The following is a 25,329-nucleotide window of genomic DNA, read 5'->3' as shown; positions in this document are numbered from 1 at the left end:
GCCCGACGGACTCCGGCGCCATGGCTCATACAGGCCTGGAATCAGAAATTCCGGATCCGATCCAGCATTTCGTCCCCATACTGGTCGGTGAAAGACTCGTAGACCGGTTCGATTGCCTCCTGGAAGGGCGCCTTGTCCACGTCCTCTATCACGGTCATGCCCTTTTCGCGCAGCAGATCCAGACCTTCGGTCTCGAGCCGGAGCACCTCGGCCCGGGTGGCCTCGGCCGAGGCCTGTGCAGCCTCGTTGAACCACTGCTTCTCCTGCTCGCTCAGATCACTCCAGAGCGGACCCGACCCGAGAACCGCAGCGGGCGAGTAGACGTGACCCGTCAGTGAGATGTAGTCCTGGACTTCCCAGAATTTGGTCGCCACGATCACCGTGATCGGGTTTTCCTGGGCGTCCACCGTACCCTGCTGGAGCGCTGTGAAGAGCTCCGGGAAGGCCATCGGCGTCGGACTCGCTCCCAGCTCGCTGAACGCATTCATATGCACCTGGTTTTCCATCGTGCGTATCTTCATGCCATCAACATCTGCCGGCTCCTTGACCTCGTTACGGGAGTTGGTCATGTGCCGGAAACCATTTTCCGACCAGGCAAGCCCGATGATGTCGTGCTGCTCCATTCTCCCGAGCAGGTCATCGCCGATCTCGCTGTCGAGTACCGAGCGCGCGTGCTCGTAATCGGTAAAGAGGAACGGAAGGTCGAGCACGTACGTCTCGGGGACGAAGTTTCCGAGCGGTCCGGTCGAGGTGATCACCGCATCGACCGTGCCGATCTGTAGCCCCTCGATCATATCCCGCTCGCCGCCGAGCGATCCCGCCGGATGCTCGCGCACGGTGAACTCGCCGTCACTGACCGACTCGAGGGTTTCCTTGAACGCGTCGGCGCCCACGCTGTAATGCGAATCGTCAGAGAGTACGTGGCCGAGCTGGATTTCCCGTGCTTCCACGGTACCGCCCACGATCAGCAGCGCTGAGGCTGCAACAGTCAGGTTCTTGAACTTCATAATCTCCTCCAGGAGGTTGCTTTTATTGCCACTTGATGTGGCTTTGTCCGACGACCCGCCAGCCTGGCGTGCCGTCGATGCTCTTGTTTTTATTGGTGGATGCCTGCCGTGCAGTCATCCTCGAGGAATGCTTCGACGATTGCGTCGATGTCCCCGTCCCCGTCGAATCCGAGCGCCGTGGCTCGGGTTGTATCGAAACGCGCGGGCCAGCTCCCGACAATGGCCTCGATACGCGAGTCGGGCTCATGGCGAACGCGGCTGCGGACATCCGATCCGCCCGTTCGCGCCAGCGCGCTCAGCATCTCGCCCACGGACACCGTGCACCCCGGCAGCATGACGCTGCGCCATGTGCCGAATGCCGATCCGGGTATGCCGAGTGCATGAACCATGTTGCGAACCACCGCTCGGGGTGAGAGCAGGTACAACAATAGATCCTCCGCTACCGGCAGGACCGCATCCTCACCCTGAAGCGGCTCGCGGATGATGCTGCTGGCAAAGCTCGAGGCCGCCGCATTCGGTCGGCCCGGACGAACGGCGATTGTTGGCAGTCGCAGGACGCGCCCGTCGATCAGCCCCCGGCGAGAGAAGTCGTTGATGAGCTGCTCACCGATCGCTTTCTGGGCACCATAGCTGCTCTGGGGAGTCAGCGCGGTATCGTCGGTCACCACGTCGGGGAGCGAACCGCCGTAAGCCGCAACGGAGCTCGCAAAGATCACCATGGGCGGCCGGGTCAGGCCACGGCAGGCCTCAAGCAGCATCCGGGTACCGTCGAGATTGACCCGCAGACCGAGATCGAGATCCGCCTCGGCGGCGGAACTGACAACCGCGGCAAGATGGATAACCACGTCGACGGAATCACCAAGCAGCTGGGCAAGATCGTCGGCGCAAGTAATGTCACCCACCTGCGTAACGATGGTCAGGGCTTCCTGGGCTGTGTCCGCCCCGGCGGGCAGCGCCGGGCGAATCACGTCGAAAAGCCGCAGCTCCTCCACCGCCTCGGGGCCGTTGGGCGTTGGCAGTGTCGGATCCGCCAGGACGCGGGATATGAACCGCTGCCCGAGGAATCCGGCAGCACCGGTCATCGCGACTTTCATGAACGGCTCTCCATTGATGCAAGCCACGGATTCGCCCAGACGATCCCGGCATCGGTGCGTCCTCTCGGGCGGTATTCGCAACCGATCCAGCCGTCGTATCCAAGCCGATCGAGTGTTCCCAACACCCAGTCCCAGTTGACCTCGCCATCGGCATCCGGCTCGTGGCGACCCGGTACGCCTGCGATCTGAATATGCGCGCTTTCGCCGAGATATTCATCAATGGCCACGGCAAGCCGCCCTTCGAGCATCTGGCGGTGGTACAGGTCGAGCTGGATGGCGATATTCCGCGCACCGTTATCACCTGTCACGGCCTGCACGCGCTGGATGAGTTCGTGGGCATAACCCGCGCTGCGCAGGAAATAGCCCGGCATATCCGTCGGGTTGATCGGCTCGATGAGGATTTTTATGCCCCTCGCCTCCGCCTGGGCGGCGGCGTAGTGCAGATTCGACAGATAGGTCATTTCCACCCGCGCCGGATCGGTACGCGGCGGAGCAATCCCGGCCATCATGTGGAGTTGCCGGCATTCAAGCTTCTCGGCATAGCGCAGCGCGGTCTCCACGCCCTCGCGAAACTCTGTTTCCCGGCCCGGCAGACACGCGACTCCCCGCTCGCCGGCATCCCAGTCACCCGGAGGCAGATTGAACAGCACCTGTTCGAGACCATTCGCTGCGAGCGCTTCGGCAATGTCGCTGGCGGAGTACTCGTAGGGGAACAGGTACTCAACGCCCCGAAACCCCGCATCGGCGGCCGCGGCAAAGCGATCCATGAATGGATACTCGGTGAACATCATTGAAAGATTGGCGGCGAGACGGATCATCAGGGGCTCCCGAAGGTGTTCTGCAGCGAGGCGACCTGGGCCTCGGTCAGCGTGCGGGGATTGCGGCCATGGAGGAGCAGATGGAGTTTCGCGGTCTCTTCGAGCTCCTCGGTGGCATAGACCGCGGCATCGAGGTTTTTGCCGGCCACGATCGGCCCGTGATTGGCAAGCAGCACGGCGGCATGCTTACCGGCAAGGCCGCGTACCGCATCCGCGATCGCCGGATCTCCCGGTTCGTGGTATGCGACCAGCGGCAGGGTCCCCACCCGCATGACGTAGTAAGCGGTGAGCGGCGGAATACAGTTGTGCGGATCAACGTCCGGCAGACAGGACACCGCTACGGAATGGGTCGAGTGCAAATGCACGATGGCCCCGGATTGCGGGCGCTCGGCGTACATGGCCCAGTGCAGGAACTGCTCCTTGGTCGGCGCATCACCGTCAACGTGACGGCCCTCGGCATCGAGCCGGGTCAGCCGTGCCGGATCCAGCCGCCCGAGACATGCGTTGGTCGGTGTCATGAGCCAGCCTTCATCCAGGCGCAGGGAGATGTTGCCACTCGACCCCATGGTCAGTCCGCGGTCGAAGAGGGACTGACCAAGAGTGCAGATCTGCTCTCGCAGGGCGCTCTCAATCATGCACACACCTCGAACGCACGGGTGAAAAAGTCCACTTCGCCAAAGTTACCCGACTTGAGGGCCAGCCCCAGGTCGACGGGCGCTCCATCGGCCTCCGCCGATCCGCTCCAGCGTGCGGCCGTCCAGGGCACTCCCGGGTCGATCTGCGGACCGATGCGCAGCATCTGGATCCCCAGTGCACCGACAACAGCCCCCGAGGTCTCACCACCGGCGACGATGAGCCGTCGTACACCCGCTTTGACCAGTCCTGCGCCAATCTGCGCCAGCGCTCGCTCGACAAGCGCCCCCGCTTCGGTCGTGCCGAGGCGGGACTGAGCCGCTGCGACCGCCTCGGGCGCATCCGTCGAGTAGATGAGCACAGGCCCGGCGCCAAGCTTTGGCCTGGCCCACGCGAGCGCCTGATCAACGGCCTCTGCGGGGTGCTCGGCAATCCTCAATGGATCGAGGGCCAGCGCCGGGTAGATGCTGCTAAAGGCCGCCACCTGTTCACGGGTGCGTGCCGAGCAACTCCCCGAGACGACGGCTGTTGCACCCCCGAACGTCCCGAGCTCCGCCGCATCGGACTGCAACTCGATCAGCCCGGCATCCCGCCAGGGGTCCGGCAGGCCAAGCGCAACCCCGGAACCACCTGTCACGAGCATGCAGTCCGCCACTGCTTCACCTAATACAGCGAGGTGCCGGTCGTTCACTGTGTCGGCAATCGCCAGCGACACGCCTGCACCGGTCAGGTTAGCGATTTGCATGCGGACTGCCTCGACACCCCTATCGAGCGTTTCGTAATCGATCAGCCCGACGTCGCCACGGCACTGTTTGCCCAGCCAGCGCACCAGGTTGTTGTCGGTCATGGGCGTCAATGGATGATGCTGCATGCCGGATGCATTGAGCGGTACGCCGTTGACGAAAAGCTCGCCGTTCACAACAGTGCGGCCGGTGGCCGGAAATGCCGGCGCAGCGATCGCTAACGGGGCCCCCAGATCGCTCAGGAGGGCCTCGGCGACGGGACCGATATTACCGTCTGGCGTAGAGTCGAAGGTTGAACAGTATTTGAAGTAAAACCGCTTGCAACCGGCGGTCTGTAGTGCGGCAAGCGCCGCGCGCGACTGGGCCACCGCATCCGCCGCCGGTATGGTCCGGGATTTCAGAGCGACAACGATCGCGTCCACCTCGCCTAGTCCGGCGAGAGCCGAGGCCGTGGGCACGCCAATCACCTGCACTGTGCGCATCCCCGCCCGAACCAGGTTGTTGGCAAGGTCCGTCGCGCCGGTGAAGTCATCCGCGATGCAGCCAAGAAACGCCATGATCAGACCGCTGCCGCATCGTTGGCCGCAGGCGGCAGGGCAATGCCTGCGAGGCGTTCGTAGACCTTGATCACCGCACAGTCATCCTCGCGCCCGAACCCCGCGGCCGAGGCGGCATTGAACTGTTGCTGAGCAGCGGCCGAGAGTGGCAGCGGGAAGCGCAGATCGTGACCGGTCTCGGTAACAATCCCCATATCCTTGACGAAGATCTCCACCGCCGAGCGGGGGCTGTAGTCTCCCGCCAGCACATGCGCCATGCGATTTTCGAACATCCAGGAATTGCCCGCCGACGAGGTAATGACGTTGTAGATCGTATCGGCATCGAGCCCCATGCGAATCCCCAGCGCCATCGCCTCGGCGGCGGCGGAGATATGCACGCCTGCAAGCAGCTGGTTGACCAGCTTGACGCTTGAACCCGGACCACAGTGATCGCCCAGGCGGTGCACCGTGGCCGCCATTGCCTCAAGCACCGGCTCTGCACGTTCAAAGCCAACCGGTGTGCCAGAGGCCATGACGGACAGAGCGCCTTCGCGCGCCTTGACCGCGCCGCCGCTGATAGGCGCATCCAGGATTTCGATGCCATCGGGCAGGCGCCCGGGCAGCGACCTCGCGAAAGCGGGCGGAACCGTCGCGTTCTGCAGCACGACCGCATCGTTCCCCAGCGCGGCATGGACAAGGCCATCGTCACCGAAGATTACCTGTTCGACCTGGTCTGCATTGACAACGATCAGAAGGACGACATTTGCGCCACGAGCTGCCTCGGCCGGTGTACGGGCAATCGTGCCACCCGCATCGGAAAACTGCTCCAGCGCGCCCGGACTGACGTCACAACCGGTGACGCTGAAGCCGGCATCAACGAGGGCCTTTGCTGTTCCCATGCCCATCGCGCCCAGACCGATTACGGCGACCCGTGTACTGGATGGTTCGCTCATATCTCTCCTCCTCGTTTGATGGTAACGGTACCAATCTATTTCTGGTAACGGTACCACCTTTCATGAATAATCCTCGAATATGGAGGAAGACAACAACCCCAGGGGTGCAGGGGGCTCGCCCACACGCCGCCGACGATCCGGCCGCATCACGATTACCGATGTGGCAGAACGAGCCAATGTAGCCCGGATAACCGTCTCGCGCGCGCTGAACGACCCGGGCACGGTCTCAGCGGATCTGCGAAAACGCATTGACGCCGCTGTCAGTGAACTTGGTTACGTCCCCAACCGGCATGCGGGGAGCCTCGCGTCAGCGGTCAGCCCCGTCGTGCCGATCGTCGTCCCCTCGCTCTCCAATGCCGTATTCCTCGAGGTCATTCGGGGCGCGCAGACGGTACTCGAGACCGCGGGGTACGAATCCTTACTGGGGAATACCGACTACGACGTCAGCCGCGAGCAGAGACTCATGCAAACGCTGCTCGGCTGGTCGCCCGCCGGCGTCATTATTGCCGGGCTGCGGCACAGCGAAGGCACACTCGCGATGCTCCGTCGATGGAATGGTCCCTGCGTGGAGATGATGGAATTCGGCACGCCGAACATCGACATGAATGTCGGGCTTTCCCACGAGGCGGCCGGTGCAGCCATGGCACAGCACCTCATCTCGCGTGGTTATCGACGGATCGGTTTCGTGGGCGCACGAATCGACTGGGACTATCGTGCTGCGCAGCGTCTCGCCGGATTCAGTCAATCCCTCGACCAGGCCGGGATCGAACTGGATTTCGTGGAGCGGTTTGATGCGCCCTCCACGGTCGGGCTGGGAGGGCGCGCCCTGAGACGAATCGTTGAGAGGTACCCGCAGGCCGAGGCCACTTTTTTCGCCAATGACGATCTCGCAATCGGCGCGATCCTCGAGGCGCAGCGTTCCGGCATTCGCGTGCCCGATGACATGGCGATTGCAGGCTTTAACGGACTCAACCTCGGCAATCACATCACACCGCGGCTTACTACGATCGTGTCGCCGCGCCTGCGCATGGGGCGACGCGCCGCTGAAATGCTCCTCGCAAGGATCCGGGGCGAGTCGGTCCCCCAGTGCTCGAAGGATGTCGGTTTTCGGCTGGTTGCCCAGGACAGCACCTAATTCCCTGGCAGTATAAGTATCGCCCGTAAATCATTGACATTCGTAAGGGTCGGCCCGGTCACGAGGAGGTCATCGAGGGCCTCGAAAAAACCGTAACCATCATTGTCAGCCAGCCGCCCTTTCGCATCGACCCCCGCTGACCGTGCGCGAGCGAGTGTGTCCGGCGCAATCCGGGCGCCAGCGTTATCCTCACTGCCGTCGATCCCGTCACTGTCGACGGCGAGCGCATGCACACCGGGCTCGCCCTCGAGCGCGATCGCCAGCGCCAGCAAAAACTCCGTATTGCGCCCACCTCGACCCTCGCCCCGCAGGCTCACGGTGGTTTCACCCCCGGATAGAAGGACGCTTGGTGCCGCCGCCGGTTGCCCGTAGCGTGCGACCTGGCGCGCGATTCCCGCCATCACCCGGGCGACATCGCGGGCCTCCCCTTCGATGGAATCTCCGAGTATGACCGGCGTTATGCCCGCTTCACGTGCGCTCCGCGCCATTGCCTCCAGCGACATCTGGGCGCGGGCGGCAAACACGGTCTCGACGCCGGCAAGACGGGGATCGTTCGGCTTCGGTGTTTCGCTACTCTCCAGCTGTAGGTGACGGCGGATGCGCTCCGGGGGATCAATCGCGTATCGATTCAACACCGATCGGGCATCCGCGCAGGTCGTTGCGTCCGCTACCAGCGGACCGGACGCCACCATTCCCGGATCGTCGCCGGGCACGTCCGAGATCAAAAGGTTGGTGACGTGGGCAGGATAGGCCGCCGCCGCAAGTCGTCCGCCCTTGATCGCGGAGAGATGTTTGCGCACGCAGTTGATCTCGGTAATGGTGGCGCCCGATCGCAGCAGCGCAGCGGTCAATACCTGCTTGTCCTCGAGCGTTACCGCACCGGCGGGCAGCGTGAGCAGCGCCGAGCCACCCCCGGAAAACAGCCCGATCAGCCGGTCGTTCGGGCCCAGATCACGGGCGGTGTCGAGCATCTTCTGCGCCGCCTTACACCCTGCTGCGTCCGGCACGGGATGACTCGCCTCGACACAGCTGATGCTGTCGAGGCTGACGGCATGTCCATAGCGGGTAACTACAAGGCCAGTGGGTGGCGGAAGATTAGCAGGCCAGTGGCTCTCGACAGCGCTTGCCATAGCCGCTGATGCCTTGCCGGCACCGACGATCAGCGTGCGGCCCGTCGCCGCCGGCGCGGGCAGACAGGGCGGCACGATCTGCGCCGGATCAGCCGCCGCCAGCCCCGCACGTAACAAGCTGTCCAGTAAATCCCTCGACGTGGCGGTCATGTCGACTGATCAACCCGGAGCGACATTTCGGGTGCGATCCCGGCGGCTGAACTTATCCGCGTACATCCGGCCGTCCGCTTCGCCGACTGTCTGATTGAACCGTCTTGCGGGATAGTGGATAGCACTGCCGATCGACGCGCTTACCTCTGACGCCTCGAGCGCGGCGCGAACACGCTCGACAACGCCCTCGATACAGTTTGGATTACAGTTAAAGGCGAGCACGCCGAATTCGTCCCCGCCCAGACGCGCGACCACATCATTCGGACGAACCGCCTCGCGCAGTGCGCCGGCCGCACCTCTGATCAGCGCATCACCCGCCTCGTGCCCCTGCTCATCGTTGACGGGCTTTAGCCCGTCGAGATCGATCACGAGGACACCGACGGGTTCGCCATAGTGGGCGGTCCTCAATTCTTCCTGGGCCACTGCCGATTCCCAACCGCGCCGGTTGTTGAGACCGGTGAGATAGTCCGTGTGGGCCTCGGTCTGGGCACGCTCGTGGCGGCGCTGGTCGTCGATCGCCTTTAGATCCCGATCAAGCACCGTGCCGAGCAGTCGAGCCAGAAGGGTGACGGTAGGCTCTTGCCGGGTGATCGCTTCATCCTGCGTATCGGGGGAAATACCGCACAGCGTCCCGAAGAGCGTGCCATCCTCCCGCTGGATGGGGACACCAACATAGGCCCCGATCTGGACCGTTTGATTAATGGGGGCCGTCGCGTAGGCGGAAAATCCCATGGCGTCCGGCGCAAAGCGAGGCGCCTCGTTATTGACCATGCGCGAACAATAGCTGTCCGACCAGCGCAGCACGCTGCCTTCGTCAAGCGCATAGAAGCGGTCATCGGTTTGAAGGATAATCCAGTCGTCCCCCTCCGTGCGCGTCATCATCCACAGGCCCATGCCGATCTGCTCATGCAGGTAGGCAAGCACGGCACGGCTGGCGGACTCGAAATCTTCAAAGGGCTGAACGAGCGGATTCACTGGCCTTCTCCGGGTGATATTCCCAGCCCTCAGTGTACTCGGTTCAATCCTCGGACGGACAGGGTGCGCCACAAGGGGCGCATGCCCCGCTATCAAGCTGGGAATAGCTGGTCGCCACGCCGCCCTGGCCGCTGTTCAGGGCGAAAGTCGCCGAATTGAAGTGATCGGCAAGAATCAACACCAGCAGGCCGAGGAGGACCGCCAGAACTCTAATGCGGCTATAGTCGCGCTGGATTGTCATTCCGGCTTCCTCACTGATCGAGGCCGAACCAGGGACGCAGGCGAATGCCGGCCAGCGACCCGGCAAAGGCGCAGGCGAACCAGATCCAGCCATGCAGACTGGCCGATGCAATGCCGCTGAACATGGCGCCGATGTTGCAGCCAAATCCCAGCCGGGCCCCATATCCCATCGACAGCCCACCGATTACCGCGGCTGTAATGGAACGGGCCGGTAGCGGTCGACGGCTCGCGCGGTTGAAGCGACCTGCCAGTCCAGCGGCAAGCATCGCACCTAGCAGCAAGCCGAAATCCATGACGGAAACGACGTTCACGAGAACACTGTCTGCCAGGGCAAGCGCCGGGTAGTCCCAGGTCCAGAACGCCCACTGCGCCATGTCAACGCCCAGTGCCTGAAGTACCTTCGCCCCCCAGAGTCCGAAGGCGAAGGTAATACCCCAGGGGTACCCCGCGATGAGTAGCGTCGCCAGGTTGAGCAGCGCCAGCGCGATAGCGCCCCAGAGCAACGGCCATCCGCCCTTCAGCAGGGTCGTATACCAGGGACCGACCGGGCGCTGCAGGATGGCTCGTTCCACCTCGCCGTGATGCTGGCGCTCGATCCGGGCAAACCACATCGCCAGCAATCCAAGCGCACCGAGTTGCAGCACCAGCGTCGGCATCACACCCACACCGGCGATCAGATCCACGGGATCAATGCCGGGCTGTGCGAGCCACCAGGGGAGATGCATCGTGCCGATCACGGAGCCAATGATGAAAGTAGTCAGCGTTACCATCATCCGGAGGTTACCGGCACCCACCGTAAACAGCGTGCCTGAACCGCAACCGCCGCCGAGCTGCATCCCGAAACCGAACAACGACGAGCCCACCAGTAGCGACACCCCGACCGGCGCAAGGGTGCCGCTGATACCCGTCAGGCCCAGTGTTTCGGCGAAGCCGAGCACCGGCACGAACAGCACCGTTGCAATCGCCAGTAACAGCATCTGCGCGCGCATGCCGCCGCTGCGGCGTTTGAGGACCAGGTTCCGCCAGCCGGCGGTGAACCCGAATGCCGCGTGGTAGAGCGCAATACCTAACCCCACTCCAACGAAGAGCAGCCACACGCGGTCGATCGGCGCCTCCAGCCCGATCAGACCCGCCAGCAAAGCCAGTGAAGTTAGTGCAGTGGAAACGACAAACCCGTCAATCCGGCGCGCTTCGTCGGTCTCCGATTGCGGCGGGAGCCCCGTGTTCAGCGTTGTCTGCGTGGTCGCCATCATTAGCCACCAAAGAACTCGAGGATCCGCGCAAGCCCGCGCTTGGCAACGGCAACCGGGCGCGACTCATTCGCCGTCCACTCCACCATTGAACCGTCGTAGAGGCCGACGTTATCAACTCCCTCGATCTCGGACAGGGCAAACCAGGTCGTACTGGCCCAGTGACCGGTATTGCAGAAAGACACGGGACGGCGATCTGCATCCAGGGTTATACCGTCGACAATGCTGCTGACGCTTGACTCGTCAAACCGCCAGACATCGTCATTGCTGAAAAACCGCTGGTGCTCCAGGTTCACGGCGTCCGGAATAGTACCGGCAGCCGCGGCCTCGGGGTGCTTGGTCTCGCCTTTGAAGTAGTCCGAGGGACGCGCATCCACTAATTGCAGCCCGCGTGTATCGGCATTTTCTATCGCATCGGTAGAGACGAGCATCGATTGACGCAGATCCGCACTGAAGCTCGTCTGCTCGGGACTGACCAAACCGGTTGCCACTGACTCCCCTGAAGCGACCCAGCCCTGGTAGCCGCCGTTGAGAATGGTGACGTCATCGTGGCCCAGTGTTTTGAATGTCCAATAGATCCTGGCGGCACTGCCGAAGTCGGTTGGACCGGTCCCTGCCGGGACCACCACAACGGTGTCGCCGTTTTCAACACCCAGCGACCCGATCAGGGTTTCGAGCTCATCGACAGGTGGCAACTTGCCAACCACATCGTCCTGTGTGGCGCGCCAGGGATGACTCGTATAGCCCGCATCCACTGCACCCGGGATGTGGCCATCCGCAAAAGCGATCTTATCGCCGTCATCAATCGCACTACGGACATCAAGCACGGCGATATCGCTATTTTCTACTCGATCGGACAGCCAGTCCGGACCGACTAGTGGTGGCGTCGCGGCCAGTGCCGAAGCACTGCCGAGCAAAGTCAGCAACCCGACGCCGAGTGAGGACAATTGTTTGTGCATGATTGAGCTCCGCTTAGCAGTGGTATTACCCGAATAGTTCATTATATCTAGAAGAAATTATCAAATATTCTTATATTCGATTGTGAAATATAAGACTGCTCGGGTGTTATAACCGTCTACGGATGGATTGCTACACTGGGATTTTATAGATCAGTGGAGACCAGGATGTCTGACCATTTTCCCGTCTGTGCCATTAACGGCGTCGGTCCCGGCAACGGTGCCGCATTCGCGCGTCGATTCGCCGCAGCGGGCTATCGCGTGGCGCTCATCGCAAGAACATCGGAGTTTTCGGAAAGCCTGGTCAATGAAATCGGGGATCAGGCGCGGGCCTATACCTGCGATCTGGCCGATCCCGATGCCGTCACCGCGACCTATGCACGTATCCGCGAAGAACTGGGGCCGCCGGATGTGATGCTGCATAACGCCGGAGCCGGTATCTGGGGCGACTTCGAATCGGTGGATCCGGCCGTGTTCGAGCAATCCTGGCGGGTGAACACCCTCGGTCTGCTAACCGCTGCGCGCGCGATTGCCCCGGACATGCGCGAAAAAGGCCACGGGAGCATCATTGTCACCGGTGCGACCGCCTCACGGCGAGGCGGCGCGAAGACCGCGGCGTTTGCCAGCGCCAAGGGTGCACAGCGAAATCTGACCGAGTCGCTGGCAAAGCAACTCTGGCCTCAGGGGATTCATGTCTCGCTGATCGTGGTGGACGGCGTCGTCGATGCGCCGCAAGCCCGGGAGCGGCTTGCGGACAAGCCGGATGACTTCTTCCTCGACCCGAACGACATCGCCGAGACGGCCCACTGGCTTACCAGTCAGCCGCGCTCGGCATGGTCTTTCGAGGTCGAGGCGCGGCCGTTCGGGGAGAATTGGTAGTGTTATCCGGCGCTCACCAGACCGGGATATAGGGCTCGGGGAGTGCCTGAAACCCGGGGCGAGCCAGCAGATACCCCTGGAAAAGGTTGATGCCATGCGCCCGGCACCAGGCATACTCCGCCTCGGTCTCGACCCCCTCAGCGATGGTTTCGATGCCGAGCCGGCCCATCGATAGCAGCGTCCCCTCAATCAGAGCCTGCTTCGCGGGTTGACGGTCGCAGTCACGAATCAGTGACATGTCGAGCTTCAGATACTGCGGGCAGGTATCGGTCAACAGATTGATCCGCGAGTAGCCTGCACCGTAGTCATCGATCGCGATGGTAAAACCCATCTCGCGGTAAGCATCGATAATCCAGACCAGATGATTGGTGTCTGACAGCGTCTCCGACTCGGTGAACTCGAACACCAGTTTGCTGGTATCGAAATCGTACTGTCGTGCCGCTGCCAGTGTGGTGCGGATGCACGTCGCGGGACTGTACACCGCGTTGGGCATGAAATTGATCGACAGCTGCTGCTTGAGACCCAGGTCGGAGGCGAGCTTCACCGCCTTGACGCGGCAGGCCTGGTCGAACTGATAGATCGCTCTACCCGTGACCTGTTGGAGAATCGTACCGGCGCCTTCGCCGTTCAGCCCCCGGACCAGTGCCTCGTAGGCCCTGATCTCGCGCCGGTTCGCATCAACAATCGGCTGGAAGGCGAATGTGAAGTCGAAATCGAGGCCGGCGCCGTTCTGGCACAGAGCGCAATGGGACTCATCGAAGAGTTCGTCCTCGTCGATATCGATCGGGCTGTCACTCATGCCTTGAACTCCCCGCTGTCCTTGCTTGTCCGCATTCTGTCCGCGCACACTAAATTTTGTGAAAATCCTATTCTAGCTGAAATCGGCCAAACCGCTACGCCAGGAGCACTTCATGGATCTTCAGCGACTGATCGACACTTTCAACTTCCTTGATAACTGGGAAGATCGTTATCGCCTGCTGATCGATATGGGCCGCGAGTTGCCGGCGCTGCCGGACGAGGCGCGCGTCGAGGCGAATCGTGTCGATGGCTGCACGAGTAACGTCTGGCTCGAGACGACGGTCAGCGACGAGACGCCGCCTCGGATGCACTTCACGGCCGACAGCGACGCGTTTATCGTCAAGGGGCTCGTCGCCATTCTCCTCAAGGCCTACTCCGGCAAGACCCCGCAGGAGATACTCGATACCGATATCGAGTCGCTCTTCGATGACCTGGGGCTTTCGCAGCAGTTGACCGCCAACCGGCGGGACGGCTTCGTCGCCATGGTTAAACAGGTGCGCAACCGGGCCCAGGCGATTCAGTCCGGTGGAACCGCCGCCACGGCAGACTGAAAAAGTCAGGTCCGGTGCACCCAGGCATAGACCGCCGGCACCGCCAACAGCGTCACAACCGTGCCGACCAGCACGCCACCGATGAGGACATAGGCGAGCGGCCCCCAGAAGCTGTCCATCGTCAGCGGAACAAAAGCTAGGCCCGCCGCGACCGCGGTCAGCATCACCGGACGGGCCCGCTGAACCGCCGCCTCGATAATCGCCTCACGATCCTCCATGCCGGCCTGCCGGTTGTCAGCCACCTGCTGGGTAAGGATCAATGCATTGCGCATGAGGATACCCGCCAGCCCGATCAGGCCTAGCGTTGCCACGAATCCGAATGGCTGGCCGAAGGCCAGCAGAGCGATCACTGCCCCGATAAGCCCCAGCGGCGCCGTCATCAAAGTAATGAAAAGCCCGCTGAAGCTGCGCATCTGCAGCATGATCAGCATCAGCATGAGCGCCACCATTACCGGCAGCAGTGCCCGGATAGAGGCCTGCGCCTGCGCGGACTGCTCCTCGCTACCCGCAATCTGTATCTCGTATCCCGGCGGTAGATCGGCATTCATCGCCTCGATCTCCGGCCAGATGGCGGCATGGGCGCCCTTGGTGCCAATGCCCTGGATATCGGCATTGACCGCCAGCGAGGTGGCACGGTTGTGCCGCTTGAGTACGGGATTCTCGAAGACGATATCGATATCGGCAACGCTGGTCAGCGGGACGGCGTCCCCGGCCGGATTACGCAGCTCGAGCGCCCTGATCCGGGCCTCCTGCCCGGCGACGGATCGAGCCTGATCCAGCGGCACACGATCACCGATGGCCTCGAGCCGCACCGTGGGATAGCCCTCACGGAGCTCTGTCACGACTTCGCCATCGAGCAGCCGATTCAACTGCTGAGCCACCCGCTGCGGCGTGAATCCCTTGCGAACCAGGGCCGCTTCGTCCCAGTCGAGGTGGATGCTCGGCACCTGCCCGCCCCACTCCAGGTGCGGATCGACTGTGTACGGGCTCTGCGCCATCTGATCGCGGACCCGTCCAGCGATCCGGCGTACTCGCTCGGGATCCTCACCCAGTACCCGATAAGACACCGGCCAGGTCACCGGAGGGCCATAACGCAGCCGCTCGACGCGAATCCGTGCCTGGGTGAACTCTCCTTGATCGATGGCGCGGTTGAAGCGCTCGATCAACGCATCCCGCGCGGCCGGATCGGCCGTGACGATTAACAGCTCCGCGAAGGCGCTGCTGGGTTGCTCGGGCGTGGCGGAGATGAAATAGCGCGGCGCACCCGCGCCGACGTAGGCCGACATCGAATCGACCCCGTCCGCCTCGGCCGCGATCGCCTCGAGTGCCTCGACGGTGCGGTTGGTCGCCTGGATGGATGTCCCCTCGGGCATGTCCACCGTCACCGTCACTTCCGTGCGGTCGGAGGCCGGGAAGAACTGCTTTTGCACCGGTCCCGCGAGGCCGGCAATGGAGGCGACAAGGGCCAGCAACGTCAGTGCCGACACCGAGCGCTTATAGTTGACGCAGAACGTAATCAGCCGGCGCAACCGCGGATATTTCTGCGTCGGTGGCAGCGTCTCGGTGCCCGCCTTCGGCGCCGGCATCAGTTTGACGCCCAGGTAGGGCGTAAAGATAACCGCGACCAGCCACGACAGGATCAGCGAGATCGCCAGTATCCAGAAGATATTGCCGGCGTACTCACCGACCATCGACTTGGCGAAACCGATCGGGACAAAGCCCGACACAGTCACCAGCGTGCCCACCAGCATGGGCGCCGCGGTCACCGACCAGGCGTAACTCGCCGCCTGGATGCGATCGACACCCTCCTCCATTTTCACCAGCATCATCTCGATGGTGATGATCGCGTCATCGACGAGCAGACCGAGGGCGATGATCAGCGCCCCCAGGGTGATGCGATCGAGGTTCATCCCCATCGCCAGCATCACCATGAAGGTCGCCCCCAGGGTGACCGGGATCGCAATCCCCACCACCACACCGGCTTTAAGGCCGATGGCAAGAATACTCACGCCGGTGACGACGAGCAGCGCGATCAGAAACTTCCACTGGAAAAGGTTCACCGCCGCGTCAATGGCATCGGCCTGGTTCGTCAGCACACTCAACTGCATGTCCGCGGGGATCTGCGACTGCTGCTCATCCACAAACGTAGCGAGGCGCTCGCCGAAGGCCTGTCCGTTGGCACCGCTCTGCATCACGACGCCCAGCAGCAGCGCGTCCTCGCCGTGGGCGCGGATCAGCTGCTGCGGTGGATCCTGGTAACCCCGCTCGACTTCGGCGATATCCTGCAGACGGATTTGTTGATCGCCGATGCGGATGGGCAGGCGGGCGATCTCCTCGGGGTCGGATAGCGTGTTATCCACGCGCAACCGCAATGTCGCCCCCTGAGTCTCGATCCGTCCGGCGGGCGCCAGTGCATTGAACTGACGGATCTGCGCCAGCAGCTCGTCGGTGGTAACGCCCAGTCGCTGGAGCTTTGCGGTGTCGAACTGGATGAATACCCGCTCCTCACGCTCGCCGAAGATCTGGGCCTTGTTCACCCCATCAACCCGCTCGAGCCGATCGCGGAGTGACTCGATGACTTCCAGCCGCTCGCGCTGACTGCGCGACTCGCCGGTCAGGGCCATCAGCGAGAAATAGACATCGGAGAAGTCCTCGTTGACCTGCGGGCCGCGGACACCGGCTGGCAGCGACGCCCGGATATCCTGCATCCGCCGGCGGACCTCGTAGAAGCGATCCGGCAGCGCTTCCGAGGTCACAAAGTCCTCGAACTCCACCTGCAGATAGGCAGCACCGGGACGGATAGTGGTCTTGATGGCGTCAATGTCACTGACGTTCTGTATTTCCTTTTCGATCGGATCGACGACTTCCGCCTCGAGGGTTTCCACATCGGCACCGGGCCACTGCGCGGAGACCATCATGACGCGGACCGTGAAGTTGGGATCCTCTGCGCGTCCCAGGGACAGGAAGGCGTAGATGCCACCGGCCAGGATCAGCAGCAGGAAGAACAGGGTGACCGAGCGCTCGCGGACGGCAATGGCGGAGAGATTGGGCAGCGACATCACTCGACAACCTTCACGGCCTGACCCTCGGTCAGTCGATGCACACCATGGGATACCACCTTGTCGCCGGGCTCGAGCGATTCAGCCTCGACGACCGCCTGCCGGGTATCCACGCGAATGACCGACACCGGGACCGTCGTCGCCTTCTGCTCCACGACCTGCCATACCCGGGTTTGATCGCCGCGCCGATCGATTGCCGTCACCGGCAGCGTCAGCGCGCGCCCGGATTGATCCGAAGCCGACAGGGGCAACCGGGCCTCGACAAGGGTGCCGAAGGTGACGGCGTCAGAGTCGAGGGGCAGGCTGTAGCGCACCGTGCGGGTGAAGCTCTGCGGGTCAACCGATTGCTGTGCGGAGAATCGTGTCAGCGGATATTCCTCGCCCTCGACCATTGCCGAGCCGGTCGCCGGGACCTCGACATCGCCGGGCAGAGTGAGCTCGAGTTGCACGGTATCCCCCTCGGCCAGCCGGACAACCGGCCGCGAAGGACTGACGACATCGCCGGGAGCGGCATGAACATCCACCACCGTGGCCGCCATTGGCGCTTCGAGTCGGGTGTAGTCCAGGGCGTTGCGGGCCTGTTCAAGGTTGGCACTGGCCTCTTCGAGACGTGACTGCGCCTCGCGTCGGGCCACCTGCAAGCTCTCGAATTCGCCCTCGTTGATTGCGCCGGTCTCCACCAGACGGCGCCCGCGATCGAGATCGTTACGGGCCTTCTCCAGCGCCCGCTCGGCCGCCGTCTCCGAGGCCTGCGCCGCAATCAACCGTTGCTCGAAATCGGCGGCATCGATCCGCATCAGCGTCTCGCCCGCCTCGACGCGATCGCCCGGTTCGACGGATCGCTGTGCGACTCGACCACTCACCTGGAACGCCAGCGACGCGTCAAAGCGTGGCGCTACCCGGCCCGTGCGAACGAGCGCCGGTGGATCGAACCGCTCGATAGCGGCCGTGCTGACGGGCGTCGGTTCGGACTGGCTGGCGGGCTCCTCGGAAGTACAGGCGACGAGCGTTGTCACCGTCGTGAGCAGGATTGTGCCAAGGCGCAAGAATGTGTTCGTGGTCTTCATACTCTGTCCATCCAGTGAATGTTGCAGAGCATAACGCAGGGAAGATGGTCGATCAGATCAATCTGTCGGCGGCTTGATATTTGTCAATGCGCATATGCGCGTGAGTAAATATGATGCCGGTATGCAGGAATTGTTGACAGCACTGGCGGATCCGACAAGACGGGCGGCCCTGGCGATTATCTGGTCGGGCGGCGAGCACTGCGTATGCGATTTGATGGCGGCTCTGGGTGCCACTCAAAGCCGCGTCTCGCGCCACATGCGCATCCTCCGCCAGGCGGGCATCGTTACCGACCGGCGCGACGCGCAGTGGGTTCGTTATCGACGCAATCCGCAGCTGACGGGCGATTTTGTCGCCGTCATTGATGCCATTCTCACCGCCGAGGCAAACGCCGCGGCGCGCGTTCAAGAGGAGACAATATGAGTACCCTACAGAGCGAAACCGGCGCAAAACGCGGGGTGTCCGACTGGACCTGGTACCTGGGTGTGCCCGTCGCCGCGGTCATCTGGTGGCTGGCCTACAGTCAGCTGGTCCCGGTATCCGAGGCAATCACGGCGCTATTCCCGGTCGAGCGCACCAGCCATACCGGCGAGGCCATCGCGTTTTTCGTCTACGACGTCCCCAAGGTGCTTTTGCTGCTGGTGGCAGTGGTGTTCGTCACCGGCGTCATTCGCAGCGGGTTCAACCCCGAGAAGACCCGGGCGATCCTGGCCGGCAAGCGGGCCATCTGGGGGTATCCCCTGGCAGCGTCGCTGGGCGTTCTGACACCGTTTTGCTCATGCTCGTCGGTGCCGCTTTTCATTGGCTTTGTCACCGCCGGCATCCCGCTGGGGATCACGTTCTCGTTCCTGATCGCCGGCCCGATGGTCGGACCCGTGGGCCTTGGCCTGCTCTTCGGTCTGGTCGGCTGGCAGGTCGCGACCATCTACCTGGTCTTCGGTTTCAGCATCGCCACGCTATCGGGCTGGGTTCTGGGCCGCATGGGGCTCGAGCGCTATCTCCAGGAGTGGGTGCGTGAACTCAACGTCGGCGATGCGCAGGCACCGGCCGAAGGCAAGATGACGTTTGCCGACCGGATGCGGATCGGGGCCGATTCGGTCCGCGACATCGTCGGCCGGGTCTGGATCTGGGTACTCGCCGGGATCGGCGTCGGTGCGCTCATCCACGGCTATGTCCCGGAATCGACCATGGTGCAGATCATGAACGGCGATGCCTGGTGGTCCGTCCCCGCAGCGGTGGGTGCCGGTGTGCCGATGTATACCAACGCGGCCGGTGTCATTCCGATTGTCGAAGCCCTGCTTGGCAAGGGTGCCGCGCTGGGGACGACGCTGGCATTCATGATGTCGGTCATTGCGCTGTCACTGCCGGAGATGATCATTCTGCGCCAGGTCCTGACCGTTCGACTGATCGGGGTTTTCGTTGCCGTTGTTTCCGCGGGCATTCTTGCCACCGGATTCCTGTTCAATTTCATTATGTAAGAGGTGAATCAGTATGCGTAAAGTCAACATCTACGGACCCGGATGCAAGCGTTGCGAAAGCGCCGCCAGCTTGGTCGATGAAGCGGCCCGCGCCACGGGCGTCGAGGTGAGCATAGAAAAGGTGACCGACCCCAAGTCCATCGCCATGGCCGGTGTCATGTCGACCCCGGGGATCGGCATCGACGGCAAGCTCGTTCATACGGGCGGCCTGCCCGATAGCGAGCAGGTCAAAACCTGGCTGGCAGAGTAGCAACCCGGGGCCGGCCCTCAGGGCCGTAATGTCGCCCCGCTGAAATCGGTCACGGGCATGGCGATCAGCGCATCCGCCATCGCCCGTGCGACCGTTTCCGGCGCCCGAGCCTGACCACTGGCCAGGGCATGATCGAGATAACCGGTATGCGGCAGACCGCAGGATCGCGCCGCGGCAAGATGATCCTGCAGCCCCGCCGTATCCACCAACCCGGGCTGGAACAACGCCAGCGCCGGCCAGTCATCCGCTTCCGCCCAGGCGAAATCCGCCTGCAACTGATCGAATAAACGCGCCAGCGCCTTTTTACTGATGCCGTAACTACCGGTGCCGGGCTGGGGACGATCGGCGATACCGGCCCCGACGAATAGCACCCTCGCATCCTCCGCCTGCCTGAGCGCGGGCATGAACTGCTGGGTAAGCGCGAGCGGCGCGGTGACGTTGACCGCCAGCGCCTGCGTCAGATCATCAGGCTCCATGGCCTCGAAACCCGCCGCGGGTTTACCAATGCCGGCATTGTGGACGAGATAACGCAGGCGTTGACCGTGCATTTCCAGCCGCTGCATGACCGACTGAACCAGCCCTTCCCGATCCGTCGCCTCGGCGATATCCACGGGCGCGACGAAAGCCGGCACCCCCGCCGGCAACGACGCCCGCGTCTGATGGAGCGCCTCGCGACGTCGACCCACCAGGATCACCCCGACCCCGCGGGTGGCAAGTTCAACCGCCAGCGCCGCCCCTATTCCGGAGCCTGCGCCCGTGACGAGCGCGAAATCGGTTACGGCATCCATCAGGTTGACGCCTCCGCCAGCCACTCCGACGGCTCACCGACATGGGTCAGCGCCAGTCGGTGCATTGCCCGGGTGCAGGCCACGTAGAGCAGGTTACGATCCATCTCGCTGATGTACTGGCGGGCGCTGACATCGGCGACGATGACCCGGTCGAACTCCAGGCCCTTGGCCATATGCGCGGTGCACAGGATAACGCCGGGGCGAAATGATCGGCTCTGCGTATCGAGTCGCTGAAGCCCCGGATAGTGAGATGTCAGCGCCTGCTCCAGCCGGCGGGCCTGCCGGTCGGTCCGGGCGATGATGGCGAGCGTGTTGTGTTCCGAGGCCTTGAACGCATCGATCATCGACCGGAGTTGCCGGGCCTCGTCCGCGGCATTCCGGCAGCGCACCACGCTCGGCGACTCGCCATGCCGTTCGATAGGCTCCAGGTCGGGGTTGGGGGAGATTCGCTGGGCGAACTGCATGATCTCGTAACTCGAGCGGTAGCTCTTGTTGAGCATGACGCTCGAGGCGCCGGGGAATGCCTCTTTGATCATCCCGGCATTCGTGGCGCCGTAAGGACTGACCGCCTGGCTCGCATCGCCGAGTATCGTCATGTTGCAGCGGAAAATCTGCGCGAGGACCGCATACTGGACCGGCGTGTAGTCCTGCATCTCATCGATGACCAGGTGCTCGACATGACGATGCCGTGACCGCACGCCCTCGAGCCGCATTTTCAGGTAGATCATCGGAAAGATATCGGCATACTCGAGCCGGCCGCGCCCGGCCGGGCGAAACAGCTCCGGCCGTCCGAGCCAGTCGAAGAACTGCTTGTAGGTCGAGCGCAGGGTCTGCTCGCGCACCATGCCCTTGATCGCCGTGCGCAGCTCGCGGCGCTCCTCGGGCTCGAGATCGTAGTGATACTGGATACCAATGCGCTGCTCGATCTCCACGACCACCTGCTTGACCCGGTCTTTGAGGCCGAGTCGGCGGTGCTTGCGGAACGTCTCGTCGATTAACCACGCCGGCACGTAGCGCCGCGCAATCCACACATCCTCCGCAGCGAAGCGCTGCTTCTCCACGATCTTTGCGTACTCGCCCAGCTGGCGGAGAAAATCGGCCGAGCCCTTGAAGGCCAGTCGCTCTCGCAGCGCCTCGTCGCCCTTCTCGAGCAGTGCCGTGATCTGCTCGAAGAAATGCTGGAAGCGATACTGACCGTCGAGCAGCTCATCGGCGAGCGTCTCCATGCCGATTTCCGCCACCGATTCCTCACCCAGTTCCGGAAGGACGTTGGAGATGTAGTCGGCAAAGACCGAATTGGGTGAAATAATCAGGATATCGTCCGCCGACAGGGTGTCGCGAAAGCGATAAAGCAGATAGGCGATCCGGTGGAGCGCGATCGAGGTCTTACCGGACCCGGCCACGCCCTGGATGATCAGCACCGGGGCTTCGTCGTTGCGGATGATGGCGTTCTGATCCCGCTGGATGGTGGCGACGATGTTCTTCATGCCATCGTCCGATGACTGACCCAGCGTCTCCTGGAGCACGTCATCGACGACGTGGACACTGCTCTCGATCATCAACTCGAGCCGGCCGCCGCGGATACGGAACTGGCGCTTGCGCTCGATCTCGCCGTCGACGTCACCCTGCGGCGCCTCGTAGCGCGCCGCGCCGGTCTCGAAGTTGTAGAACAGGCTCGCGATCGGTGCACGCCAGTCATAGACCACGTCTTCGCCCTGTTCGTCATCGTGGAAATGATGGATACCGACATAAACCGGGAGGGCGCTGGCCGCGCTGTCCGAGCGAAAATCGACACGGCCGAAGTAGGGAGAGGCCCTCAGCTTGCGCAGCCGATGCTGGCGCGCCTGGACGAACTCACCCGCGGTAGCGGCCTGTTCGATGGACTGACGCGCCGCGATTTTCTCGACGTGATCCATCTCATCGCGGCTGCTCCACAGGTGCTCCTTTTGATCCTGTACGTCCTGCGCATAATCATTGAGCCGCTGGTCAACGCCCTGCAGCGCTTTTTCAATACGGTTCTGAACTTCCGTCAGATAGGCCTGCTCGGCCCGCTCGACATCGGATGCGCTGGTATCGGAGGTATCCATTGGTGGCAATCGGCTCCTGGTCGGGAAATGCACTAAACCGCGTATTATAGCGATCGCAGAGTTACCCCACGAGAGGAGAGACGCCGTTCCCCCATGCGCCTTTTACTGATTCGCCACGCTCAGACCGTCGCCAACGACCAGGGTCGGTGGCAGGGACATACCGACACACCGCTGACCGGGCGTGGCGAGCGCCAGGCGCAGTGCCTGGCCACCACCCTGGCGGCCGAACGGGATCGTGATCCCGCTTCATGGGGTGATCCGGTGCTCTACGCCTCGTCGCTGGGACGCGCACAGGCCACCGCCGGCTGGATCGCCCGCGCGCTGGCGCTACCGGTCATCAGTCGCGACGCGCTGCGCGAGTACGACGTCGGTGTGTTTTCCGGTAAATCCTGGGCGGAAATCGAGACCGATCACCCGGCGATCGCCCGGCACTGGCAGCAAAACCGGGACTGGTCAGCCGTTCCCGATGCCGAGCCGCTCGCCGATCGGGTCCAGCGCGGTGAATGCATGATCGGCGAGCTGCTTGCGAAACACGCCGATCATCAGACCGTGCTCTGCGTAAGCCACGGCGGGTTCCTGCAGTACCTGATTGCGGCCGTTCTGGGTACCCGCCGCATCTGGGGGGTTCGTCCGGGCAACACGGCGGTGTTCGAATTCACGCTGACCCGCGCCGGTCATGCCGATGACCGGCAGAGCGCAAGCGGGCTCAGTCCTTACGAGTGCCGCATCCATCGCTTCAATGACACCGCTCACCTCGCCCCGCTGTCCGCGTCCTGATCACCGGCGCGGCGTTCGAGATCGGCGAGGATCGTTTCATCGATATCGATCATCTTTGCGTTCGACTGCCGGGCGGCAAGCCGCCGGGCACCGGGCAATCGCACACCCGGCTCCTCGACCATCATCGCGAGCATGGCCTCGACGCGGTCGACAAAGCCGTCGCCAGCACCGAAAAAACGCGGGTCCATCACGATAAACAACTGCCCGAGTCGCGGCGGGTCGCCCTCGGCGTTGAATAGCGACGAGGCCTCGTAGGCAAAAGACGAACCGGTCAGCCCCGCCGAGAGCAGCTCAACCATCAGCGCCAGTGCCGCGCCCTTGGCATCGCCCATGGGCCGCACGCTGCCCGCCATTGCCGCCGTGGGGTCAGTGGTAGGCTGCCCGTCACGATCCAGTGCCCAGTCATCGGGAATGGACTCGCCGGTGCGCTGCGCCATCATCACCTTGCCGCGGGCGACCCGGCTGACCGACAGATCGATCACCAGCGGATCGCTCCCGGCCCGCGGTGCTGCAAAGGCGATGGGATCGGTCCCGAACAGCGGCCGCTTGCCGCCCCAGGGAGCGATCGAGGCGGGGGCGTTGCCAAAGCCGAGCGCGACCATACCCTGGCGGGCCATCGCCTCGACGTGATGGCCGGCAACCCCGAAGTGATGGGAATTGGCCACGCCCAGCGCCGCGATTCCGTGGCTCCGGGCCTGCTCGACCGCGGGTGCAATCCCCGCCTCAATGGCCGGGTAGGCGAATCCGGTCGCGGCATCCACGCGCACCACTGCCCCCTGTTCGGTCAGCGACGGTGTCGCCCGACCGTCGACCTTGCCGGCGGCGACCTGGTCGGCGTAGTACGCCACGCGGGCCAGCCCGTGGGAGGGGAGATCATCCAGTTCGGCTGCCATCAATGCGCGGACCACCGAGGCGGCATTATCGCGACTGGCGCCCGCCTCCTGGAGCACACGACGGGCAAGGGATTCGGCGACAGGAACAGTGCATTGCATAGACGAGTCCTTTTGGTGACTGGCTTGTTCATGATCCGTGACAATACGGATAGGCGATGCCTTTGGTATTCTCTCAAACTATCGATCGTGAATCGCTCAACCGGAAAGGGGCAGTCCCCATGGATCAATCGTACCGTCCCCCCGCTTACTGGCTTTTCCCCGTCGGTCTGCTGCTCTCGCTGGGGATTTCCCTGCTACCCGGGCAATGGCCGCTGTACGTTGTCCTTGCAATCAGCACCGCCGTGCTGGGATTGCCGCACGGCAGTCTTGATACAGAAGTGGCCAGGCGCTACCTGCACTTGAACAGCTTCCCGCGCCTGGTCGGTTTCCTGGTGGGGTACATGGCACTGAGCGGGATCGTTATCGCCATCTGGCTGCAGATTCCGAATATCGCCCTCGGCGCCTTTCTGCTCTATTCCGCGGTGCATTTCGGCGATGATGTCGCGCATCGGCTGGGACGGATCGGCGGTATCGGGTACGGGCTCTGGATACTCGGGCTGCCCGTCACGTTTCATCCGGGAACGGTCGAGCCATTGTTCGCGATGCTCGGCGCCGATCAGACCGGCCTGATCATCGCCGCTGCGCCCTGGGCGCTGGCAGTGGGCGGCGCTATCCTGCTCGGCGCGCTTGCACTCAATGCCGACCGGGCTGCCAGTGACTGGCGGGATCCGCTCCTGCTCGCGGCCGGTGCCGCGCTCCTGCATCCGCTGGCCTACTTCATCGCCTACTGGTGCTTCCTCCACAGCCCCCGTCATCTCGAGCTGGCGGCGCGGGACCTGGGGTTGCAAGGCTGGCGCGAACGCCTGCGGGCGGTGGCGCCAACAACGCTGGCGACCTACGCGCTGGCAATCGCTGCGGTGCCGTTTCTGATCAACCTGCCCAGCGATGCCATCCTCATGCAGGTGATCTTTATCGGCCTCGCCGCGCTGACCGTGCCGCACATGATTCTCGAATTCATCGCCAGCCCGCATCGGGCGGAATGAGG

The 25,329-nt window shown here is 63.2% G+C and carries 25 protein-coding genes; 8 read left to right on the top strand and 17 right to left on the bottom strand.

What is annotated here, in order from left to right:
* Positions 1-41 precede the first annotated feature (41 nt).
* The 6 genes from EV698_RS02875 to ltnD all read right to left on the bottom strand — a co-directional run bounded on the left by EV698_RS02875 (position 42) and on the right by ltnD (position 5,784).
* Positions 42-1,007, bottom strand: a complete 966-nt coding sequence (locus EV698_RS02875) for a TRAP transporter substrate-binding protein (protein WP_130502654.1) — start codon at positions 1,005-1,007, stop codon at positions 42-44.
* A gap of 89 nt (positions 1,008-1,096) precedes the next feature.
* Positions 1,097-2,101: a D-erythronate dehydrogenase gene (gene denD / locus EV698_RS02870; RefSeq protein ID WP_130502653.1), complete on the bottom strand. Its 1,005-nt coding sequence runs from the start codon at positions 2,099-2,101 to the stop codon at positions 1,097-1,099.
* Positions 2,098-2,919 (bottom strand): 2-oxo-tetronate isomerase, encoded by an 822-nt coding sequence (gene otnI, locus EV698_RS02865; RefSeq protein ID WP_130502652.1) that lies wholly within the window; start codon positions 2,917-2,919, stop codon positions 2,098-2,100. The genes denD and otnI overlap by 4 nt, the downstream gene beginning before the upstream one ends.
* Entirely contained in the window at positions 2,919-3,554 is a 636-nt protein-coding gene (otnC, locus tag EV698_RS02860) for a 3-oxo-tetronate 4-phosphate decarboxylase (RefSeq protein WP_130502651.1), read from the bottom strand. Before otnC ends, otnI begins: the two co-directional genes overlap by 1 nt.
* A complete protein-coding gene (otnK, locus tag EV698_RS02855; RefSeq protein ID WP_130502650.1) occupies positions 3,551-4,852 on the bottom strand; it encodes a 3-oxo-tetronate kinase in 1,302 nt (433 codons plus the stop codon). Before otnK ends, otnC begins: the two co-directional genes overlap by 4 nt.
* 2 nt (positions 4,853-4,854) lie before the next feature.
* Positions 4,855-5,784, bottom strand: a complete 930-nt coding sequence (gene ltnD, locus EV698_RS02850; RefSeq protein ID WP_130502649.1) for an L-threonate dehydrogenase — start codon at positions 5,782-5,784, stop codon at positions 4,855-4,857.
* Positions 5,785-5,944: 160 nt separating this feature from the next.
* On the opposite strand from ltnD, the gene EV698_RS02845 reads away from it, so the two are divergent.
* Positions 5,945-6,919 (top strand): LacI family DNA-binding transcriptional regulator, encoded by a 975-nt coding sequence (locus EV698_RS02845; RefSeq protein WP_207220481.1) that lies wholly within the window; start codon positions 5,945-5,947, stop codon positions 6,917-6,919.
* On the opposite strand, the gene EV698_RS02840 is transcribed toward EV698_RS02845, so the two are convergent.
* The 5 genes from EV698_RS02840 to EV698_RS02820 are packed head-to-tail and all read right to left on the bottom strand — an operon-like array spanning position 6,916 to position 11,623.
* Positions 6,916-8,199 (bottom strand): glycerate kinase type-2 family protein, encoded by a 1,284-nt coding sequence (locus EV698_RS02840; protein WP_130502647.1) that lies wholly within the window; start codon positions 8,197-8,199, stop codon positions 6,916-6,918. The two genes, EV698_RS02845 and EV698_RS02840, sit on opposite strands and share 4 nt — an antisense overlap.
* 9 nt (positions 8,200-8,208) lie before the next feature.
* On the bottom strand, positions 8,209-9,174 hold the full coding sequence (locus tag EV698_RS02835; protein WP_207220480.1) for a GGDEF domain-containing protein: 966 nt from the start codon (positions 9,172-9,174) through the stop codon (positions 8,209-8,211).
* A 43-nt stretch (positions 9,175-9,217) separates the two neighbouring features.
* A complete protein-coding gene (locus EV698_RS02830; RefSeq protein WP_207220479.1) occupies positions 9,218-9,415 on the bottom strand; it encodes a hypothetical protein in 198 nt (65 codons plus the stop codon).
* Between the two features lie 10 nt (positions 9,416-9,425).
* On the bottom strand, positions 9,426-10,664 hold the full coding sequence (locus EV698_RS02825; RefSeq protein ID WP_130503984.1) for a YeeE/YedE family protein: 1,239 nt from the start codon (positions 10,662-10,664) through the stop codon (positions 9,426-9,428).
* Positions 10,665-10,666: 2 nt separating this feature from the next.
* A complete protein-coding gene (locus EV698_RS02820; RefSeq protein ID WP_130502646.1) occupies positions 10,667-11,623 on the bottom strand; it encodes a sulfurtransferase in 957 nt (318 codons plus the stop codon).
* A gap of 165 nt (positions 11,624-11,788) precedes the next feature.
* On the opposite strand from EV698_RS02820, the gene EV698_RS02815 reads away from it, so the two are divergent.
* A complete protein-coding gene (locus EV698_RS02815) occupies positions 11,789-12,499 on the top strand; it encodes an SDR family NAD(P)-dependent oxidoreductase (RefSeq protein WP_130502645.1) in 711 nt (236 codons plus the stop codon).
* A gap of 13 nt (positions 12,500-12,512) precedes the next feature.
* On the opposite strand, the gene EV698_RS02810 is transcribed toward EV698_RS02815, so the two are convergent.
* Entirely contained in the window at positions 12,513-13,298 is a 786-nt protein-coding gene (locus tag EV698_RS02810; protein WP_130502644.1) for an EAL domain-containing protein, read from the bottom strand.
* Positions 13,299-13,410: 112 nt separating this feature from the next.
* Here EV698_RS02810 and EV698_RS02805 point away from each other — a divergent pair, with 112 nt between their 5' ends.
* Complete coding sequence (locus EV698_RS02805; protein WP_130502643.1) at positions 13,411-13,848, top strand: SufE family protein; 438 nt, start codon at positions 13,411-13,413, stop codon at positions 13,846-13,848.
* A 5-nt stretch (positions 13,849-13,853) separates the two neighbouring features.
* Here the strand turns inward: EV698_RS02805 and EV698_RS02800 are convergent, their stop codons facing one another.
* Both EV698_RS02800 and EV698_RS02795 read right to left on the bottom strand, forming a co-directional pair.
* Entirely contained in the window at positions 13,854-16,907 is a 3,054-nt protein-coding gene (locus tag EV698_RS02800; protein WP_130502642.1) for an efflux RND transporter permease subunit, read from the bottom strand.
* A complete protein-coding gene (locus EV698_RS02795) occupies positions 16,907-17,974 on the bottom strand; it encodes an efflux RND transporter periplasmic adaptor subunit (RefSeq protein ID WP_130502641.1) in 1,068 nt (355 codons plus the stop codon). The genes EV698_RS02800 and EV698_RS02795 overlap by 1 nt, the downstream gene beginning before the upstream one ends.
* A 100-nt stretch (positions 17,975-18,074) precedes the next feature.
* Here EV698_RS02795 and EV698_RS02790 point away from each other — a divergent pair, with 100 nt between their 5' ends.
* The 3 genes from EV698_RS02790 to EV698_RS02780 are packed head-to-tail and all read left to right on the top strand — an operon-like array spanning position 18,075 to position 19,700.
* Positions 18,075-18,395: an ArsR/SmtB family transcription factor gene (locus EV698_RS02790; RefSeq protein WP_207220478.1), complete on the top strand. Its 321-nt coding sequence runs from the start codon at positions 18,075-18,077 to the stop codon at positions 18,393-18,395.
* On the top strand, positions 18,392-19,450 hold the full coding sequence (locus tag EV698_RS02785) for a permease (protein ID WP_130502640.1): 1,059 nt from the start codon (positions 18,392-18,394) through the stop codon (positions 19,448-19,450). Before EV698_RS02790 ends, EV698_RS02785 begins: the two co-directional genes overlap by 4 nt.
* Before the next feature lie 13 nt (positions 19,451-19,463).
* Positions 19,464-19,700, top strand: a complete 237-nt coding sequence (locus tag EV698_RS02780; RefSeq protein WP_130502639.1) for a thioredoxin family protein — start codon at positions 19,464-19,466, stop codon at positions 19,698-19,700.
* Between the two features lie 17 nt (positions 19,701-19,717).
* On the opposite strand, the gene EV698_RS02775 is transcribed toward EV698_RS02780, so the two are convergent.
* Together EV698_RS02775 and EV698_RS02770 are read right to left on the bottom strand one after the other, a co-directional pair.
* Complete coding sequence (locus EV698_RS02775) at positions 19,718-20,488, bottom strand: SDR family NAD(P)-dependent oxidoreductase (RefSeq protein ID WP_130502638.1); 771 nt, start codon at positions 20,486-20,488, stop codon at positions 19,718-19,720.
* Positions 20,488-22,575 carry a HelD family protein gene (locus EV698_RS02770; protein ID WP_130502637.1) on the bottom strand — a complete coding sequence of 696 codons (2,088 nt, stop codon included), beginning with the start codon at positions 22,573-22,575 and terminating at the stop codon, positions 20,488-20,490. The genes EV698_RS02775 and EV698_RS02770 overlap by 1 nt, the downstream gene beginning before the upstream one ends.
* Before the next feature lie 93 nt (positions 22,576-22,668).
* On the opposite strand from EV698_RS02770, the gene EV698_RS02765 reads away from it, so the two are divergent.
* Positions 22,669-23,352 (top strand): histidine phosphatase family protein, encoded by a 684-nt coding sequence (locus tag EV698_RS02765; protein ID WP_130502636.1) that lies wholly within the window; start codon positions 22,669-22,671, stop codon positions 23,350-23,352.
* Here EV698_RS02765 and EV698_RS02760 read toward each other — a convergent pair.
* Entirely contained in the window at positions 23,325-24,344 is a 1,020-nt protein-coding gene (locus tag EV698_RS02760) for an Ldh family oxidoreductase (RefSeq protein WP_130502635.1), read from the bottom strand. The genes EV698_RS02765 and EV698_RS02760 overlap by 28 nt on opposite strands.
* Before the next feature lie 119 nt (positions 24,345-24,463).
* On the opposite strand from EV698_RS02760, the gene EV698_RS02755 reads away from it, so the two are divergent.
* Positions 24,464-25,327: a Brp/Blh family beta-carotene 15,15'-dioxygenase gene (locus EV698_RS02755; RefSeq protein ID WP_130502634.1), complete on the top strand. Its 864-nt coding sequence runs from the start codon at positions 24,464-24,466 to the stop codon at positions 25,325-25,327.
* Positions 25,328-25,329 lie beyond the last annotated feature (2 nt).

The sequence above is a fragment of the Spiribacter vilamensis genome, from assembly GCF_004217415.1.
Lineage (GTDB): Bacteria > Pseudomonadota > Gammaproteobacteria > Nitrococcales > Nitrococcaceae > Spiribacter > Spiribacter vilamensis.
This window is presented reverse-complemented; position numbering and strand designations above follow the sequence as displayed.

Coding starts and splice junctions, on each gene's coding strand:
- ltnD (WP_130502649.1), bottom strand. CDS start 5,784: ATGAGCGAACCATCCAGTACACGGGTCGCCGTAATCGGTCTGGGCGCG.
- EV698_RS02830 (WP_207220479.1), bottom strand. CDS start 9,415: ATGACAATCCAGCGCGACTATAGCCGCATTAGAGTTCTGGCGGTCCTC.
- EV698_RS02780 (WP_130502639.1), top strand. CDS start 19,464: ATGCGTAAAGTCAACATCTACGGACCCGGATGCAAGCGTTGCGAAAGC.
- EV698_RS02755 (WP_130502634.1), top strand. CDS start 24,464: ATGGATCAATCGTACCGTCCCCCCGCTTACTGGCTTTTCCCCGTCGGT.
- EV698_RS02810 (WP_130502644.1), bottom strand. CDS start 13,298: ATGAGTGACAGCCCGATCGATATCGACGAGGACGAACTCTTCGATGAG.
- EV698_RS02775 (WP_130502638.1), bottom strand. CDS start 20,488: ATGGATGCCGTAACCGATTTCGCGCTCGTCACGGGCGCAGGCTCCGGA.
- EV698_RS02825 (WP_130503984.1), bottom strand. CDS start 10,664: ATGGCGACCACGCAGACAACGCTGAACACGGGGCTCCCGCCGCAATCG.
- otnK (WP_130502650.1), bottom strand. CDS start 4,852: ATGGCGTTTCTTGGCTGCATCGCGGATGACTTCACCGGCGCGACGGAC.
- EV698_RS02795 (WP_130502641.1), bottom strand. CDS start 17,974: ATGAAGACCACGAACACATTCTTGCGCCTTGGCACAATCCTGCTCACG.
- EV698_RS02820 (WP_130502646.1), bottom strand. CDS start 11,623: ATGCACAAACAATTGTCCTCACTCGGCGTCGGGTTGCTGACTTTGCTC.
- EV698_RS02785 (WP_130502640.1), top strand. CDS start 18,392: ATGAGTACCCTACAGAGCGAAACCGGCGCAAAACGCGGGGTGTCCGAC.
- EV698_RS02800 (WP_130502642.1), bottom strand. CDS start 16,907: ATGTCGCTGCCCAATCTCTCCGCCATTGCCGTCCGCGAGCGCTCGGTC.
- EV698_RS02805 (WP_130502643.1), top strand. CDS start 13,411: ATGGATCTTCAGCGACTGATCGACACTTTCAACTTCCTTGATAACTGG.
- otnC (WP_130502651.1), bottom strand. CDS start 3,554: ATGATTGAGAGCGCCCTGCGAGAGCAGATCTGCACTCTTGGTCAGTCC.
- EV698_RS02815 (WP_130502645.1), top strand. CDS start 11,789: ATGTCTGACCATTTTCCCGTCTGTGCCATTAACGGCGTCGGTCCCGGC.
- EV698_RS02770 (WP_130502637.1), bottom strand. CDS start 22,575: ATGGATACCTCCGATACCAGCGCATCCGATGTCGAGCGGGCCGAGCAG.
- EV698_RS02760 (WP_130502635.1), bottom strand. CDS start 24,344: ATGCAATGCACTGTTCCTGTCGCCGAATCCCTTGCCCGTCGTGTGCTC.
- EV698_RS02840 (WP_130502647.1), bottom strand. CDS start 8,199: ATGACCGCCACGTCGAGGGATTTACTGGACAGCTTGTTACGTGCGGGG.
- otnI (WP_130502652.1), bottom strand. CDS start 2,919: ATGATCCGTCTCGCCGCCAATCTTTCAATGATGTTCACCGAGTATCCA.
- denD (WP_130502653.1), bottom strand. CDS start 2,101: ATGAAAGTCGCGATGACCGGTGCTGCCGGATTCCTCGGGCAGCGGTTC.
- EV698_RS02765 (WP_130502636.1), top strand. CDS start 22,669: ATGCGCCTTTTACTGATTCGCCACGCTCAGACCGTCGCCAACGACCAG.
- EV698_RS02875 (WP_130502654.1), bottom strand. CDS start 1,007: ATGAAGTTCAAGAACCTGACTGTTGCAGCCTCAGCGCTGCTGATCGTG.